The organism is Pollutimonas harenae (assembly GCF_004153685.1).
GTDB lineage: Bacteria > Pseudomonadota > Gammaproteobacteria > Burkholderiales > Burkholderiaceae_B > Pusillimonas_C > Pusillimonas_C harenae.
Genome location: NZ_SDQD01000003.1, coordinates 352474 through 369062, shown reverse-complemented (window position 1 = coordinate 369062; position 16589 = coordinate 352474). Strand labels below are relative to the sequence as shown.

Here is a 16589-nt window from a genome sequence, read left to right as displayed (position 1 = left end):
AACGGCAGACGAATGATAGACACCTTTCCAACCATCACGCTCGAGGCGCTGTCCCGGCTGGATACGCAAGATGTATTGGTGCTGACCGTCAATAACCGGCATGCGCGCCGCGTTTTGGCCGAGATGTCGGCTTCCCTTACAGGCACCCGTAGTGTCATGGCTGTCCCCGACATCATCCCTTTGTCTGCCTGGCTCAGGCAAGCGGCTGATCAGCTTTCCTTCAGTCCAGAATCGGGGCTGGCTGCGCACACCCTGGATGCGTTTGGCGCGCAGTGGCTTTGGCAGAAGGTAGTAGGCGAGGCCGAGTCTGATCGGGCCTTGCTTGATGTGGCCCAGGCTGCAAGGCTGGCCGCCGAGGCAGATCGCCTCATCGATGACTGGCACATACATATTCCGCCTGAGCTCGAAACCATCGACTATCAGCATTTTCGGGAATGGCGTCGGAGCTATCGGGCATTGTTGGCGCGGCTCGATATGGAAGACAGCAACCTTGCTTACGGACGAATCGTTCAGGCCGTAGTCAGTGGCCTGTTAAAGAAGCCTGCCGGCACGCTGGTCCTGGCAGGGTTCAACGAATTGTCGCCGCGCCTGTCCGGCATGCTGCTTGCAATGCAAGAGCAAGGCACCAGACTGGTTGTGCTCGAGCGGCCCGCACAAGAGGCTGAAACGGTAAGGCGTGTTGTGGCCTCCGACCCGGATGGCGAATGGCGGCTTGCAGTCCAGTGGGCGGCCGGGCAGCTGCGGGATCATCCGCAAGGTCGTTATGCGATCGTGGCCTCCCGTCTGGAGGCTGATGTAGTCCTGGCGCATCGTTGTCTGAGGGCCGAACTGGTTGATGCGCAAGGCAATGTGCTGCCGTATAACGTTGCGGTTGCCCGACCCATGAGCGATTGGCCATTGGTGGCTGCCGCTATTTCGTGGCTGCGGGTGCTGGCGGCTTTTGTCACCAAGAAAACATGCCCTCCCGCCGACGTGGGAGCAGCCTTGCTGGCGGGCGCTTGTGCTGCTGCACGGCACGAAGCCTCAGGGCGGGCAGCCATCGATGTGTTTTGGCGCTGGCGCGCTACGGTTACGGTCACGGAACCGGGGTTTGCCCGCCTGCTCGACCAGCATGCTCCTCAGCTCGCCCAGGCTTGGCGCAGCAGCTGCGACATGCTGTCGGAGCAATCGAATTCGGCCTCCATTGATGTCTGGGTGCAGCGTTTCCGCCAGAGCCTGCAGGCTCTGGCCTATCCTGGACAGTCCGTGCTTGATAGTCATTCTTATCAGCAGCTCGAGGCCTTTGACGGGCTCATGGACAACTTGGCCAGACAGGCACCCGTCATGGGCAGGGTGGGATTTTCCAGCGCAGTGGGTCTGTTGCAGCGCCTGGCCCGCGAAACACCTTTCCAGCCACAACGCGATCCGGCTGCACGTCTGGATGTGCTCGGTTTTCTCGAGTCCGAAGGCGGGCACTGGGACGGCGTTTGGGTGCTGGGGCTGACCGACGAGGTCTTGCCTGCGGCACCCAAGCCCAATCCATTTGTTCCGCTTGCCGTTCTGCGTCAGGCGCGTGCGCCACGTGCCACACCCGAGCGCGAGTTGCATTGGGCCAAAACCCTATATCGAAGTCTATTGGCCAGTGCGCCACAGGTCTGGTTAAGCCATGCCGAATATGAAGGTGAGCGCGAGCTACGGCCCAGCCCCTGTATCGCTGCCATAGCACCCAGCATCAACGTACCGGAGCAGGCGGCGACTGCTCCGTGTCCGCTGGAGTACATTCCGGATGAACAGGGGCCTCCATTGCAAACCGGTCATAGCACTCGGGGCGGTATTGCCGTGATTGATACGCAGGCGCGCAATCCTTTGTGGGCTTTTGCAAAATACCGCCTGGGGGCCAGCGAGCTGGCCAATTATGCCGAGCTGTCAGACCAGAACGCTCGTGGGCTGTTGTTGCACAAGGCCATAGAGCTGGTGTGGCGCATGCTGCCCGATCAGCAGGCACTGCTTGACCTTTATGCACAAGGCAGCTTGCGGGCTTTGCTGGAACAGTCGGCAGAACAGGCGGCAGACGAGTGTTTGCAAGACTATGGATCAGTGGTCAGGCGGCTTGAAACCGACAGAACCATTCTCATCCTGGAGCAGTGGCTGCAGCTGGAGCTGCGGCGTGAGCCGTTCCGGGTACGCGATGTAGAGCAAAACTATGTTTGGACGCATGGCGCCTTGCAGCTCAGCCTGCGTCTGGATCGTATCGATGAGCTTGAAGACGGGCGCTTGGCCGTCATTGACTATAAATCGGGTGGTGGGCGTCTTGACCCCAAGCCTGACTGGATGCGTGAACGGCCGGTAGGCCTGCAATTGCCGTTTTATGCCTCAGTGCTGGCCGCCGAAGATGCACGCGTGGCGGCATTGGTGCTGGCACGTTTGCATGCACGCGAGGTGGAGGTAAAGGGCCTGGCTGACGCCGATTACGGCTTTGACGGCTTGTCCACACTGACTGACTGGTCCATGTTTGCTGGCAGCACCTGGGAACAACTGATGAGCGAGTGGCGTCGCATTATTTGTCAGATGGCCGATGAGTACGCTGCCGGTGTGGCTCGCAATCACAGCTTGCGTCCGGATGATATTCAGTACTGTGATGTCTTGCCATTCTTGCGCCTGAACGAGGAATACACCCGTGTCGATTAAACAACCCAGTGATAGCGCAGTACGCGCCGAGGCCATCGATCCGACGCGGTCCTTCCTCATTCAGGCGCCCGCCGGCTCGGGGAAAACCGAGCTGCTGACCGATCGAATACTGGCCTTACTGGCCACGGTGAACCGGCCCGAGGAAATGGTGGCCATCACGTTTACCCGGAAAGCAGCATCGGAAATGCACGCCCGTGTTCTGGCTAAACTCAAGGCGGGGCAGGATGCGCAACCCGATGAGCCCTACAAGCTGCGCGGCTGGCAACTGGCCAGGGCCGTGCTCAAGCGTGATCAGGAGCTGGGCTGGGACTTGCTGGAGTACCCCGCGCGGCTCAGTATTCGCACCATAGATTCGTTCTGCACTTGGCTGGTACGCGCCATGCCCTGGCTCAGCTCCCTGGGGGGTGTACCCTCCATTACCGACAATGCCCGTGAGCACTACGAGGCTGCAGCGCAGGCAACTTTGGCCATGGCTGATGAAAACGCAGCCGTATCAGGCCTGATTGCGCATATGGACGTTGATATCCGGGCAGCGCAGGGCCTGCTGGCAGACATGCTGGCCAGCAGGGATCAGTGGCTGCCTCTGCTTGGTCAGCGGGCCGACATTGATGTATTGCTTGAGAACCTCAATAGCGCCATTGAGGCCGACCTGGCGGCGCTGGCCCGTGCCATGCCGATAGGCTGGGCGCAAGCACTGGCATCCCCGGTATCCACGGCGGCCAATGTGCTTGCCGCCGGTCAGGATACTTTGGGTCTTGGCGCATTGCAGTATTGGCAGGGCGAACCGTTGGGCGATGATATATCCAGTCTGCCGCAGTGGCAGGCGCTGGCCAACCTGCTCCTGACCGGAAAAAACACACTACGGCGTCGAGTCACCATCAAAGAAGGCTTCGAGGCCAAGTCGCCTCACAAAGATGATTTTCTGCGCTGGCTGAATGCCGCGTCCGAAGCCGAGGCCTGGGTGGCCCTGCTGGCGGGCATACGTCTGGCGCCGCGCGAAGGCTATACCGATGAGCAGCACGATGTCTTGCGCTTGCTGATCGAAGTCTTGTGGCTGGCCGCTGCCCAACTGAATCTGCGTTTTACTGAAACGGCCGAGGTCGACTTCACCGAGATATCGCAACGTGCCGTGCAGGCCTTGGGTCATCCCGACGAGCCCACCGACTTGCTGCTTGCTCTGGATACGACCATCCGGCATATTTTGATCGATGAGTTCCAGGACACCAGTCAATCACAGATTGATTTACTCGAACGGTTGACATCAGGCTGGCAACCGGGCGATGGACGGACCTTGTTCCTGGTGGGTGACCCAATGCAGTCCATTTATCGCTTTCGCAAGGCTGACGTGGGTTGCTTCCTGAGTGTCAAGGAACAAGGCCTTGGAGGTATTTCCTTGACTGCGCTTGAGCTTACCGATAATTTTCGCTCGCAGGCCAACCTGGTCGAATGGGTCAACACGACCTGTGGTCCTGTTTTTCCCAAGGAAAACCACGGTAGCCTGGGGGCGATCACTTACACCCCATCAATTCCTTTCAATGACGGCATCGATGGTGTCAGTGCCGAATATCACCCGGTCTGGCTGCACAAAGATGGCGCTGATGATGCTACTGATTCTGTGCTGGTGGCCGAATCGATTGCCATACAGCTGGCCAAAGAGGCTTTGCAGAAGTATCCGGAAAGCGAACATCCCGTAGCCATTCTGGTCAGGGCGCGCGCTCATCTTGACGGCATTGTGCACCGCCTGGCGCAGCAAAATATTCCATGCCGCGCGGTAGAGCTGGTGTCCTTGCAATCGCGGCAGGTGGTGATCGATCTGGCCCAGCTCGCACGAGCCTTGTCGCATGACGGTGACCGGCTGGCATGGCTGTCGGTCTTGCGTTCGCCGCTTTGCGGCTTGACACTGAACAGTCTGCACGCCGTGTTCGGTGCTGATCTCACAACCACCGTACCGGCCTTGCTGACTGCCTGGCAGGCGCGCGACGAGGTAGGCCATGCTGGTCTGGAAGAAAGTGAAGCACGCCGCTTGCGTCACGCTGCAAGCATATTGCTGGATACGGGCAACGCTTCGGGCACCATGCCTTTTGCTGCCTGGCTCGAAACCCGTTGGCAAGCCTTGGGCGGGTCCGATATCTACCATAGCGTCAGCGACCAGGCCGATGCCGAACGACTGTTGCGCCTGATCGAAGAATTGGCCCCCTATGGTGGCTTGAACCCGGTAACGCTGGAAGACAGACTGGCCAAGCTTTATGCTGCGCCCAGTAGCAGTGGCCGTGCTGTCGAGGTCATGACCATACACAAGTCCAAGGGTCTGGAATTTGAAACTGTGATCCTGGCAGGCCTGCATAAGCGGCCGCGGGCCGATACAGCGCCGCTGATGCGTTTTGAAATGGGGGGCGGGCAGTTGCTGCTGGGGCCCATCAAGCACAAGGCATCCGACGAACAGGATCCAGTGTCCGTTTATCTGGCAGAGCGTGAAAAAAAGCGTGCTGCTTATGAAACCGACCGGCTTTTATATGTCGCCCTGACACGGGCAAGACAACAGTTGCACCTGATAGGCGTTGTGGGTCTGGATGAACAGATGCAGATCAAGCCTCCAGCGGCCAGTTCATTGTTGGGGCGGTTGTGGGAGCATATCAAGACGCCCGTTGCCCCCGAGGCGTCTGATCTGGGCAGCGACGATGCTGACCAAGCTCCAGCGATGCATGGCGGACGCCTGCTGGTGCGTAGGGCGCCAGGCAGTCTGCCTCCGACCCAGGCTGTCACCGCGACGGGTGAACCGGGCACATCCTGGCAGTGGCGGCCCGAGTCCGGCAACGAGAGCCTGATCGGTACGGTCGCTCATGCCTGGCTCGAAAGGCTGGGTAAAGAGGGCATGGCGGTCTGGCCGGCCCATCGGATTCATGCAAGCATGCCGATTTTCCGCAAGCAACTGGCGCGGGCCGGCCTGGATGCCGCTGCGCTGGATGGCGCCGTACAGGTATTGTGCGACACACTGGTGGCTACGGTCGAAAGCGAAAAAGGCGCCTGGCTGCTGGGTGTGGCCCGGGCACATCGGGAGTGGTCGTTGCTGGACCTGAGCGGACGGGTCTCTGTCATTGACTTGGCCATCTCTCAGGAGCACGATTGGCTGGTAGTGGACTACAAGACCGGAGCGCCCCAAGAAGGTGAAACCCCCGATGCGTTTGCGGCGCGCATGCGCGAACGTTATCGCGACCAGATTGAGCGTTACTGTGCCCATGTCAGTGCCCTCGATGGCCGTCCGGCGCGAGGGGCTCTGTATTTTCCCCGTGCCGATATCTGGATAGAGTACGCAATACAGGCCGAGGTCCACGATGCAGGATAGTCAGAATGACATGGCTGGTCCCAGCTGACGGCACAAGCGTGCAAGTCCTGTTAAACTTCTACGTGGCGGGCCCCTTCGCATGGTCCGGCGGTGAAACTGGTCAGGTCGGGAACGAAGCAGCCATAGTCGCTCAGGATCAGTGCCGAAGTCAGGCTCGCCCTTCATTTCCGTCCTATATTCCCCCAAATACCCCAAGCTGCATCGAATCCGGTACACTTTTCGTTTATCGATTCGATCGCTTCTGCTTTAAGCTCCCTGCATGACTTATCTGGTACTGGCGCGTAAATGGCGACCACGTTCGTTTGAGACTCTAATCGGCCAGGATCACGTGGTTCGTGCGCTTACACACGCACTATCCACCCAGCGCCTGCATCACGCGTGGCTGTTTACGGGTACTCGCGGGGTGGGCAAAACAACCTTATCGCGTATTCTGGCCAAGTCGCTCAATTGCGAAGCAGGCATTACCGCCACACCTTGTGGGCATTGCCAGGCTTGCACCGAAATCGACGCCGGCCGTTTTGTCGATTACGTTGAGCTCGACGCAGCGTCCAATCGCGGTGTTGACGAAATGACGCAGTTGCTCGAGCAGGCCGTATACGCGCCCAGTAGCGGCCGCTTCAAGGTCTACATGATCGACGAAGTCCATATGCTGACCGGCCATGCTTTCAATGCCATGCTGAAAACGCTGGAAGAGCCGCCGCCGCACGTGAAGTTCATCCTGGCCACGACTGACCCTCAAAAAATTCCTGTCACCGTCCTGTCGCGCTGTCTGCAGTTCAATCTGAAGCAGATGACGGCAGAGTCCATTGTGGCGCATTTACAGGAAGTTCTTGGCCAGGAGAGCATGCAGTACGAAACTCCCGCCTTGCGTTTGCTTGCGCAGGCGGCGTCAGGCTCGATGCGAGATGCCTTGTCACTGACCGACCAGGCCATCGCCTATAGCGCCGGCAATCTCACCAGTGAGGCGGTTCAGGGCATGCTGGGCACAATAGACCAGCAGCATCTGGTCACGTTGCTCCGTGCATTGGCCGCGGGTAGCGCCGCGCAGGTACTGAGCGTAGCCGACGAGCTCGCCACACGCGGCCTGTCTTATTCTGGTGCATTGGCCGATCTGGCCGTATTGTTGTCACGTGTTGCCATCCAGCAGCGTATCCCAGGCACCATTCCTGCCGATGATCCTTTGGCTGACGACATCGCCCAGTTGGGCGCAGCACTACACCCTGACCAAACCCAGCTTTTCTATTCCGTTGCTGTGCACAGCCGCAGCGAGTTGTCGCTGGCGCCTGACGAATACGCCGGTTTTGTCATGGCTTGCCTGCGCATGCTGGCGCTGGTTCCACCTGACACCACGCCGCCTGCGGAGCCGCCGCCCGGCGGTGTGGCTGATACCGCCACTCCCGACAGCAAGCCCAAGCCTGCTTCGGTAGCCCAGCCAACATCACGGCCGGCCGTCCCGGCGCCTGCACAAAACATACACAAGGCTGCGGAGCCCACCGTAGAGCCGTCACCGGCATCAATGGCCCCTAGTCTGCCTGGCAGCCAAGATGCCAGTGATGTCCCCGCCTGGGAGGACGCGCCAAAAGAGTCCGAGCCGAGTTCGAATCCAGAGTCATTGTCTGCTGAACGGGCTGTCGAGCCCGAGGGCTTTGAAACCATGCAGTCTCATGCCGTCGATGAGGCGCACTACGAGCCGGTCGGCATGGACACCGCTGATTTCGATGGCCCGCCAGATGATTTTCAGGAGGCATCCTATGTGCTCGATGACATGGCACCCGATGATTTCGTGTCTGACGACGCCGTGCCTGCGGCGCTCGCAGGTGGCCGTAAAAAAACCAGGGCGCCGCGACTCAAAAGCATGACCGCCCAGGAATGGCCTGCCCTGGCGGCAGTCCTGCCCGTAACAGGGTGGGCCGCTGAGCTGGCCCGCCAAAGCGAATGGGTGGGCGTCGAGGGTGAGCAGCTGATTTTACGTGTGGCTATTTTGTCTCGTGAAGACAGTGCCGGCAGATTGCGTTTGCAAACCGTCTTGTCCGAGCATTTCGGTACAGTGATTCGACTAAAGATCGAATATGGCAGCACGGGCGACGAAACAGCCCATGCGGTCGAGCAGGCACAGAAGGCTGTTCGCCAGCAAGAGGCTGAGCACGCAGTGGCCAACGATCCCTTCGTCCAGACACTCATCTCTGAGTTTGGCGCCAAAGTCGTGCCAGGCTCCATTAGCGCCACACCTCAAACCCGTGCGGCGTAGTTCTTAATTTTTTACGTTCAGGAAAACCCAACCATGATGAAAGGTCAGATTGCCGGTTTGATGCGCCAAGCGCAGCAAATGCAGGAAAACATGAAGAAAGCACAAGAAGCGCTTGCCGATATCGTTGTCGACGGTGCTTCGGGCGGCGGGCTGGTCAAGGTGTCCATGACCTGCAGGCACGATGTCAAGCGTGTGACCATCGATCCGAGTCTGTTGGCCGACGATAAAGACATGCTTGAAGACCTGGTTGCCGCCGCCTTCAACGACGCACTGCGCAAGGCAGAAGCCACTTCGCAAGAAAAAATGTCCGCTGTCACGGCTGGCATGCCCATGCCTCCCGGAATGAAGCTACCGTTCTGATGGAATCGCCGCTGCCCGAGCCGGAGCCGCTCACCAGTCTTATTGAAGCGTTGCGCCGCTTGCCCGGCGTCGGTGTGCGTTCGGCCCGCCGCATGGCCTACCATCTGCTTCAGTATGACATCAGCGGTGCCGACCAGCTAAGTCGCGCCTTGGCTTCGGCGGTGCAGGGGTTGCGTCACTGTACCCGCTGCAATGGCTTTGCCGAGGAAGAGGTCTGCGCCACTTGCGCCAATCCAAAGCGAGATCCTTCTCTGCTGTGTATTGTCGAAACGCCTGCCGATCAAAACATGATCGAGTCCAGTCACGGCTATCGTGGCCTGTATTACGTGTTGATGGGAAGGTTGACTCCGCTCGAGGGCGTGGGTCCGCAAGCGCTGCAGTTCGACCGCCTTATTCAACGGGTCAGCGATGGTGTCGTGCAGGAAGTCATTCTGGCTACCAACTTCACAGCTGAAGGCGAAACCACGGCGCATTACCTTTCCGAGTTGCTGCGAGCTCGCGGATTGACGGTTTCGAGGCTGGCCCGGGGCGTGCCAGCCGGCAGTGAGCTCGAGTACGTTGATGCCGGCACCATTGCATGGGCCCTGATGGAAAGACGCCACACCTGAGGCCCTTGGCCAGAGCGGCCTGTGGGACAAATCCCGATAAGCCAGAGCGGGTTTCTCGGGTAATATTGCGGAAAATTGATATTCATCAGGAGACCTTCATGTCCATATCCCGTCGTGAACTGCTCAAGCTGGCTGGTGTTGCCGGTGCCGTAACCGTTGCCCCCGGTATCGTGCGTGCCCAGGAGCTCGAAAAGAAAGAAGTTTCTATTGCCGTTGGTGGCCAGGCACTTATTTATTACCTCCCCTTGTCCATTGCAAACCTCAATGGCTATTTCAAGGATGAAGGGCTGGATGCCAAGGTCGTGGATTTTGCCGGTGGCTCCAAGGCTCTGCAAGCGGTTGTGGGTGGCAGTGCCGACGTAGTATCGGGCGCCTTTGAGCACACCATCAACTTGCAGTCCAAGGGCCAGATGTATCGCGCCTTTGCCCAGCAAGGCCGGGCACCCATGATTGTGCTGGCCGTGTCTACCAAGACCATGCCCGATTACAAATCGCCTGCCGACCTCAAGGGCAAGAAAATCGGTGTGACCGCTCCGGGTTCATCCACCAACATGATGGCCAGTTTTTTCCTGTCCCAGCACGGCCTCAAGCCCAGCGATGTTTCTTTCGTGGGCGTGGGCGCGGGTGCAGGCGCCATCACGGCCATGCGCACTGGCCAGATCGACGCCATAGCTAACCTGGACCCGGTCATCAGCACCTTGCTCAAAGAAAATGCCATCAAGATCATTGCCGATACGCGTACCCTGAAAGACACCCATCAGATTTTTGGTGGCAATATGCCATCGGGCTGCCTGTATACCTCGCAGGAATTCATCGACGCAAACCCCAATACGACCCAGGCTCTGGCCAACGCCATCTTCCGTGCCGACCAATGGATACAAAAAGTTACGGCTGATGAAATCGCGAAAGTGGTGCCAGAAGGCTACTTGCTGGGTGACCCCGAGCTCTATAAGTTGGCACTCAAAGGCAATAAAGAAGCCTTGTCACCCGATGGCACGGTGGCTGAGGACGGCCCTGAGACCGCATTGAAGGCACTGGCGGCGTTTGTACCCAATTTCCCTACCGACAAGATCGACATTTCAAAAATCTGGACCAACGATTTCGTTGCCAAAGCAAAGCAAAAATACGCCAATGCCTGAAGCTGCACTACTGCTGGACAATATTACCTGCACCTTCGCGTCCAACGAGGGCGCGGGTAAAAGCTATACCGCTGTCAAAGAAGCCACCATTGCCATTGCTCCCGGGGAGTTTGTGTCAGTGGTGGGGCCCACAGGTTGTGGGAAATCCACCTTGCTTAACGTGGGGGCCGGCTTGTTGAGCCCCTCGTCAGGCCAGGTCAAGGTGTTTGGTGAAACACTCAAGGGGGTCAATCACCGTGCCGGCTACATGTTCCAGGGTGAGGCGCTCATGCCTTGGCGGAGCGCTCTGTCCAACGTGACGGCTGGGCTCGAGTTCGCTGGCGTACCGGCCGACCAGGCGCGTGCCCAGGGGCTGGACTGGCTCAAGCGAGTAGGGCTGGGCGGTTTCGAAAACCGTTATCCCCATCAAATGTCCGGAGGTATGCGCAAACGAGCCATGCTGGCACAAACGCTGATACGCGACCCGGACATCATCCTGATGGATGAGCCGTTTTCGGCGCTTGATATCCAGACGCGCCAGCTCATGGAAAACGAAGTGCTGGATTTATGGATGGCCAAGCGCAAAGCTGTGCTGTTCATTACCCACGACCTCGATGAAGCCATCGCCATGAGCGACAGGGTGGTGGTGCTGTCGGCCGGGCCGGCTACGCATCCCATAGGCGAGTTCACCATCGATATACCCAGGCCGCGTGATGTGGCCGAGGTGCGTACCAATCCACGTTTTATCGATCTGCACCAGGCTATCTGGAGTGTCCTGCGCGACGAAGTGTTAAAGGGCTATGCCCAACAGAAACGAGCTTAGAGCCGCGATCTTCTTTAATAGTGCTAATAGGCCCTTAGATGTCGAAACACCAATCCAACTCCTTCACCATGCGTTTCTGGCAGATTTTGCTGCTGGTGATTGTGCTGGTCGCCTGGCATTATTTGTCGCGCGACAGAAATTTTGCATTCTTCTTTGGTCAGCCGGTTGAAGTGGCTCAGGTCATTTGGGCCTGGTTTGTGACCAATGCCGATATTTATCGGCATCTGGGCATTACCCTGACTGAAACAGTGCTGGCCTTTGTAATCGGTACGGTCTCGGGGCTGGCATTTGGCCTGTGGCTGGGTCTCTCGCGGGGTGCCAGCGCCTTACTCGACCCCTACATCACGGCAGCCAACTCCATGCCGCGCGTCATTCTGGCGCCTATATTTGGCATGTGGTTCGGCCTGGGCATATGGTCCAAGGTGGCCCTGGCCGTGACCCTAGTGTTTTTTATTGTGTTCTTCAATGTATATCAGGGTGTGCGTGAGGTCAGCTCTACCTTGCTTGATAATGCCCGCATGTTGGGGGCAAACCGCAAGCAGCTTCTGCGTCATGTGTATATTCCATCGGCAACCAGCTGGGTGTTTTCCAGCTTGCACACCTCGGTGGGCCTGGCTTTTGTGGGGGCGGTCGTGGGTGAATACCTGGGTTCGGCCAGCGGCGTGGGGTATCTTATTTTGCAGGCCGAGGGTACGCTTGATGTAAATACTGTCTTTGCGGGTATTGTCGTCCTGACGGTGTTTGCCTTGCTGCTGGATGGGCTGGTAACTGTGGTCGAAGAGCGTCTGCTGTCCTGGAAGCCCAAGGCGGGCGAAACCGAAAAGTTGTAATCCCATTCTCAAAATCAATCGCACAATGTGTTGGTTGCACTTGCTTTTTAGAATAGCTCTCCCTGCTTGCCTGCCTGGGTGGGACGGCAAAAATCGGCGGTGTTCAACGCAAAATGCGCTCGGCGCTCGGGATTGAGTCCGGCCTTTGCGCATGCCTTCCGAAAGCGTTGCCGGATCAGGTCGGCAAAAATGCCGCTGCCTTTCATGCGTGTCCTGAAGTCTGAGTCGTAGGTTTTGCCACCGCGCATTTGCTTGAGCAGATTCATGACGTGCGCCTCTTTTAGCGGGTGGTGCGCAGCCAGCCACTCGCGGAACAGCTCGCTTATTTCAAGCGGTAGCCGCAGCAGGACGTAGGCGGCGTATTGTGCACCGGCTTCTTGCGCACTGAACAGGATTTTTTCTATGTCGTGGTCGGTGAGGGCGGGAATAACAGGGGCGACGATGACGCCTGTGGGGATGCCGGCCGCTGCGAGTTTGCGTAATGCATTGAGTCGCGCGCCAGGAGCGCTGGCACGTGGCTCCAGTGTTCTTGCGATCTCGCCATCAAGAGAGCCTATCGACATATACACCCGGACCAGTTTTTTGCTGGCCATTTGCGCCAGCAGGTCGATGTCGTGCGTAATGGATGCTGACTTGGTCGTGATGGCGACGGGGTGATTGAACTCGTTCAGCACCGTCAGTATGGACGAAGTGATGCGTAGCCGTCTTTCTATGGGTTGGTAAGGATCGGTGTTCGCGCCCAGGGCGATTAATTTAGGCAAATACGACGCCTGGGACAAGGCCTTGCGCAAAAGCTCGGCGGCATTGTGCTTGGCATAGAGCCTGGTTTCAAAATCAAGACCCGGTGAATGATTCAGATAGGCATGGGTAGGCCGTGCGTAGCAGTAGATGCACCCGTGTTCGCACCCGCGGTATGGGTTGATGGACTGATCGAAAGGCACATCGGGCGAATCATTATGGGAAATGATGGATTTTGCGGTTTCGTTGCTTACGATGGTAACCGGCCGCGGCGCGCAATTGTCTTGGTCACTGGCACCCCATTCGTCATCGAATGCGACGCGTTGCAATTGCTCGAACCGTGAGGTTCTGTTCGAGATACTGCCTCGGCCTTTGATGGGAGAGTGTTGCATGGCGCAAATTCACGATATACTGTATTGATATACAGTATATAGCAGGGTGGCTTACGAGGCGAATTGAAATTGCTCGAATAAATGCAGTTTTTCCTCGATCATCCGCTTATGCGCAGATTGGCCGGTTTTACCCAGTTTGCTCCATTTTTGCAGCACCAGATGGCCATTCTTGCGGTCAGCCTTAAGATCAAGAACACTCACGATTTCACCATCCACGAGCACCGGCAGCCCCAGGTAGCCAAAAACGCGCTTTTCCTTGGGTACATAAGCTTCAAACAGATGGTCGTAATCGAAGAATAGTTTAAGCCGTTTACGTTGAATAATGAGCGGATCAAACGGAGAAAGAATATGAACGCCTTCTGTCTCGGCGGGGGCGCTGGCCAGGGTTTCAGGGGTTGTCCAGTGCTCGACCTTGCCGGCATCGGCCAGCGTTACCGACAGCAATTCCCCACGTCGCATCCGGGTTTCGATAGCCTTGTGAACCAAAGGTTTTTGTTTGGGGTTCAAATGGCAAATGGAGTCCAGGCTGACGAGCCCCTGTGACCGCAATGCCCTGTCGAGCAGGTAATCAATGACCTGTTTATCGCTGGCTTTCCGAGGCGGGGTTTCCCACTGGAAGTGCCGGTCCATTAACTCGTAGGTCTTCAGCATGCCCGACCGTTCGCTGACGGTCAGTTTTCCTATGTAAAACGCCCATTGCAAGATACGTTTCGATGGCTTGCGGCTGGCCCAGGCATGATCTTTTTCCACCAGCGTGTCGTCATCGATGTCTCGAATGGATAAGGCGCCGTGTTCGCGAATGCGGCCGATGATTTTGCGAAGATCTTTTTCGGTCACATCCTTGAACCAGCTTCTGGGCGTTTTGCGTTGCTGTCTCATGTCACCGATAAAAAACGTCAAGTCACTGGTGGGTATGTACGATAAGGCGTGAGTCCAGTATTCGAAGACCGTTTTGTCGGTGGTTTGCGCCTGGCGCAGGTGGTCACGCTGGTATGCGGGGATTCGTGTCCACAGAATATGGTGATGGCAACGCTCGATGACGTTGATGGTATCGATCTGTACATAGCCAAGATGCTGGATCGCCGCCGGAGTGGCTGTGGCACCGTCCCCGAAGGGAGCGGTGCTGTCCAGCCTTTGGGCGTGCAGCCAGATGCGGCGGGCTTGTTGTTGGCTGATCTTTAGCGAAGGCATATGTTGTTGCCCGGGCTGTCTTGGTGATTTTCGTAAGACATGCCTGGGTTATTTGTTGCGCGCCTGGGCAATCAAGGTATCAAGCTTGATGCCATCGGCCACAAACACGCGTATGCCCTCAGCCAGTTTTTCGGTGGCCATGGCATCCTGGTTCAGTTCCGTCCTGAAGCTGACTTCATTGCTGGCCAGCCATTCAGGCGCATTTTGCTTGGCGTGCTCGGGTGCCAGCTGGCGCTCCAGCGACTCGGTGCTTTCTGATAGCTGGTTCAGCAGGTCGGGGCTGATGGTCAGCAGGTCGCAGCCGGCCAGAGCCCTGATTTGCCCTATATTGCGGAAGCTTGCACCCATGATCTCGGTGGGGATGTCGTAGGCTTTGTAGTAGTCGTAAATGCTCTTGACCGACTGCACGCCAGGGTCGGCCGCACCAGCATTTGCAGCTTCGTCCCACTGTGCACCGGCAGATTTTTTATACCAATCGTAGATGCGGCCGACGAAAGGGGATATCAGCTGGACTTTGGCTTGGGCGCAGGCCAATGCCTGCGGCAGGCAGAACAGCAAGGTCATGTTGCAGCGTATGCCCTCGGCCTGGAGGACCTTGGCTGCCTGTATGCCTTCCCAGGTCGAGGCCAGCTTGATCAGGACGCGCTCACGGGCAACGCCGCTACGCTGGTATAAATCGATAAGCTGGCGGGCGCGCTCTATGCTGGCCTGAGTGTCGAATGACAGGCGGGCGTCGACCTCGGTAGAGACTCTGCCCGGAATAATACTGAGAATTTCGCTACCGAAAGCAACCAGCAAATGGTCGACCAGCTCACTGCCCGATGCATTGCTGTGGTCATGTATGATTTTTTCAAGCAGATGCTGGTTTTCTTTCTGTTGTACCGCCTTCAGGATCAGCGACGGATTGGTGGTTGCGTCGGTGGGGCGATACTTGCGCATGGTGTCGAAGTCGCCGGTATCGGCCACAACGGTAGTAAATTGACGAAGTGAATCAAGCTGCTTGGACATAAGTATTTGCACCATCTTTAATTAATGCACAGACGTTTCATCGGTGCTCAAAGTTCTCAATGTATAATTAGAAGGTTTAATTATCGACTTTACAACCGGGGTTTACAGTGCTGCCGTCACTCTTTTCCAAGGAGCCAAATCTGGCTCCCTCAGCAATTCTTGCCTTGGCAGACGGTACCATCTTCAAGGGTGTCTCTATCGGCGCCGATGGATATTGCGTCGCCGAAATCGTATTCAACACAGCCATGACCGGCTACCAGGAAATCCTGACCGATCCCAGCTACAGCGGTCAGATCGTTACTTTAACGTATCCACATATCGGCAACACGGGTGTCAACGAAGAAGACGTCGAGTCCAATCGTGTGCATGCGGCCGGGCTGGTGGTGCGCGACTGTTCTTTACGCGTGTCCAATTTTCGCGCTACGCAATCGCTACCCGATTACCTCAAGGCCGAGGGCATAGTGGCCATCTCAGGTGTCGACACGCGCAAACTTACACGTATATTGCGTGATGGCGGGGCCCAGGGCGCCTGCATCCTGGTGGGTGACGACGCCGACCGCGCCGTGCAGCTGGCCAAAGGCTTTCCTGGCATGTCGGGGCAAGACTTGGCCGTAACGGTATCTACCAAGACGGCCGACAACTGGCGTGAAGGCACCTGGCAATTGGGGAAGGGTTTTAATCAATCTACCGATGCCACCTATCACGTAGTGGCTTACGACTACGGCATTAAAACGAATATTCTGCGTCTTTTGGCAGATCGCGGCTGCCGCATTACCCTGGTGCCGGCCCAGACGCCAGTCCAGGACGTCCTGGATCTCAAGCCCGACGGAATTTTCCTGTCCAATGGACCTGGCGATCCTGAACCTTGCGACTACGCCATTGCCACTTGCAAGGTGGCACTGGAGCAAAAAATACCGCTGTTCGGCATCTGTCTGGGGCAACAAATCCTGGGCCTGGGCCTGGGCGCCAAAACCGTCAAAATGAAAGCGGGGCATCATGGGGCCAATCACCCGGTACAAGACCTCGATACAGGGCGTGTTTTCATCACCAGCCAGAACCATGGTTTCAATGTCGATAAAGACAGTCTGCCGGCCAACGCCCGCATGACGCACGTGTCTTTGTTTGACGGTACCCTGCAGGGCTTCGAGCTGACCGACACCCCGGCTTTCTGCTTCCAGGGGCACCCGGAAGCCAGCCCCGGCCCACATGACATCGTGGTGCTCTTCGACAAATTCATCAGCCTGATGGCTGAACAAAAATAAT

The 16589-nt window shown here is 57.5% G+C and carries 12 protein-coding genes and 1 other RNA gene; 10 read left to right on the top strand and 3 right to left on the bottom strand.

The features are described 5' to 3' along the window. Positions 1-12: 12 nt before the first annotated feature. The 9 genes from ERD84_RS14380 to ERD84_RS14340 all read left to right on the top strand — a co-directional run bounded on the left by ERD84_RS14380 (position 13) and on the right by ERD84_RS14340 (position 11997). Positions 13-2667, top strand: coding sequence for a PD-(D/E)XK nuclease family protein (locus ERD84_RS14380; protein ID WP_130040351.1), 2655 nt, complete (start codon positions 13-15; stop codon positions 2665-2667). After that, complete coding sequence (locus ERD84_RS14375; RefSeq protein WP_130040350.1) at positions 2657-6010, top strand: UvrD-helicase domain-containing protein; 3354 nt, start codon at positions 2657-2659, stop codon at positions 6008-6010. Before ERD84_RS14380 ends, ERD84_RS14375 begins: the two co-directional genes overlap by 11 nt. Positions 6011-6074: 64 nt before the next feature. Next, positions 6075-6172: signal recognition particle sRNA small type (gene ffs, locus ERD84_RS14370), an RNA gene on the top strand. A 97-nt stretch (positions 6173-6269) separates the two neighbouring features. Further along, positions 6270-8258, top strand: a complete 1989-nt coding sequence (gene dnaX / locus ERD84_RS14365; protein WP_130040349.1) for a DNA polymerase III subunit gamma/tau — start codon at positions 6270-6272, stop codon at positions 8256-8258. Between the two features lie 33 nt (positions 8259-8291). Further along, positions 8292-8618, top strand: coding sequence for a YbaB/EbfC family nucleoid-associated protein (locus ERD84_RS14360; protein ID WP_130040348.1), 327 nt, complete (start codon positions 8292-8294; stop codon positions 8616-8618). Further along, entirely contained in the window at positions 8618-9226 is a 609-nt protein-coding gene (recR, locus tag ERD84_RS14355; protein WP_130040347.1) for a recombination mediator RecR, read from the top strand. The genes ERD84_RS14360 and recR overlap by 1 nt, the downstream gene beginning before the upstream one ends. A gap of 98 nt (positions 9227-9324) precedes the next feature. After that, positions 9325-10365 (top strand): ABC transporter substrate-binding protein, encoded by a 1041-nt coding sequence (locus ERD84_RS14350; RefSeq protein WP_130040346.1) that lies wholly within the window; start codon positions 9325-9327, stop codon positions 10363-10365. Beyond that, positions 10358-11167, top strand: coding sequence for an ABC transporter ATP-binding protein (locus tag ERD84_RS14345; RefSeq protein WP_130040345.1), 810 nt, complete (start codon positions 10358-10360; stop codon positions 11165-11167). Before ERD84_RS14350 ends, ERD84_RS14345 begins: the two co-directional genes overlap by 8 nt. Positions 11168-11205: 38 nt before the next feature. Continuing rightward, positions 11206-11997, top strand: coding sequence for an ABC transporter permease (locus ERD84_RS14340; protein WP_130040344.1), 792 nt, complete (start codon positions 11206-11208; stop codon positions 11995-11997). A 47-nt stretch (positions 11998-12044) separates the two neighbouring features. Here ERD84_RS14340 and ERD84_RS14335 read toward each other — a convergent pair whose 3' ends face one another. From ERD84_RS14335 to tal, 3 genes are read right to left on the bottom strand one after another with little or no spacing between them, the layout of a single operon-like run. Next, positions 12045-13127, bottom strand: a complete 1083-nt coding sequence (locus ERD84_RS14335) for a PA0069 family radical SAM protein (RefSeq protein WP_130040343.1) — start codon at positions 13125-13127, stop codon at positions 12045-12047. Between the two features lie 51 nt (positions 13128-13178). Next, positions 13179-14318: a winged helix-turn-helix domain-containing protein gene (locus tag ERD84_RS14330; RefSeq protein WP_130040342.1), complete on the bottom strand. Its 1140-nt coding sequence runs from the start codon at positions 14316-14318 to the stop codon at positions 13179-13181. Between the two features lie 48 nt (positions 14319-14366). After that, positions 14367-15326: a transaldolase gene (gene tal, locus ERD84_RS14325; RefSeq protein ID WP_130040341.1), complete on the bottom strand. Its 960-nt coding sequence runs from the start codon at positions 15324-15326 to the stop codon at positions 14367-14369. Between the two features lie 107 nt (positions 15327-15433). Between tal and carA the strand changes: the two genes are divergently transcribed. Beyond that, a complete protein-coding gene (gene carA, locus ERD84_RS14320) occupies positions 15434-16588 on the top strand; it encodes a glutamine-hydrolyzing carbamoyl-phosphate synthase small subunit (RefSeq protein WP_167667483.1) in 1155 nt (384 codons plus the stop codon). Position 16589: the final 1 nt, after the last annotated feature.

Excerpts from the sequence above, each read along its gene's own strand:
- tal (WP_130040341.1), bottom strand. The coding sequence starts at position 15,326 with ATGTCCAAGCAGCTTGATTCACTTCGTCAATTTACTACCGTTGTGGCC.
- dnaX (WP_130040349.1), top strand. The coding sequence starts at position 6,270 with ATGACTTATCTGGTACTGGCGCGTAAATGGCGACCACGTTCGTTTGAG.
- recR (WP_130040347.1), top strand. The coding sequence starts at position 8,618 with ATGGAATCGCCGCTGCCCGAGCCGGAGCCGCTCACCAGTCTTATTGAA.
- ERD84_RS14340 (WP_130040344.1), top strand. The coding sequence starts at position 11,206 with ATGTCGAAACACCAATCCAACTCCTTCACCATGCGTTTCTGGCAGATT.
- ERD84_RS14335 (WP_130040343.1), bottom strand. The coding sequence starts at position 13,127 with ATGCAACACTCTCCCATCAAAGGCCGAGGCAGTATCTCGAACAGAACC.
- ERD84_RS14330 (WP_130040342.1), bottom strand. The coding sequence starts at position 14,318 with ATGCCTTCGCTAAAGATCAGCCAACAACAAGCCCGCCGCATCTGGCTG.
- ERD84_RS14380 (WP_130040351.1), top strand. The coding sequence starts at position 13 with ATGATAGACACCTTTCCAACCATCACGCTCGAGGCGCTGTCCCGGCTG.
- ERD84_RS14360 (WP_130040348.1), top strand. The coding sequence starts at position 8,292 with ATGATGAAAGGTCAGATTGCCGGTTTGATGCGCCAAGCGCAGCAAATG.
- ERD84_RS14350 (WP_130040346.1), top strand. The coding sequence starts at position 9,325 with ATGTCCATATCCCGTCGTGAACTGCTCAAGCTGGCTGGTGTTGCCGGT.
- ERD84_RS14345 (WP_130040345.1), top strand. The coding sequence starts at position 10,358 with ATGCCTGAAGCTGCACTACTGCTGGACAATATTACCTGCACCTTCGCG.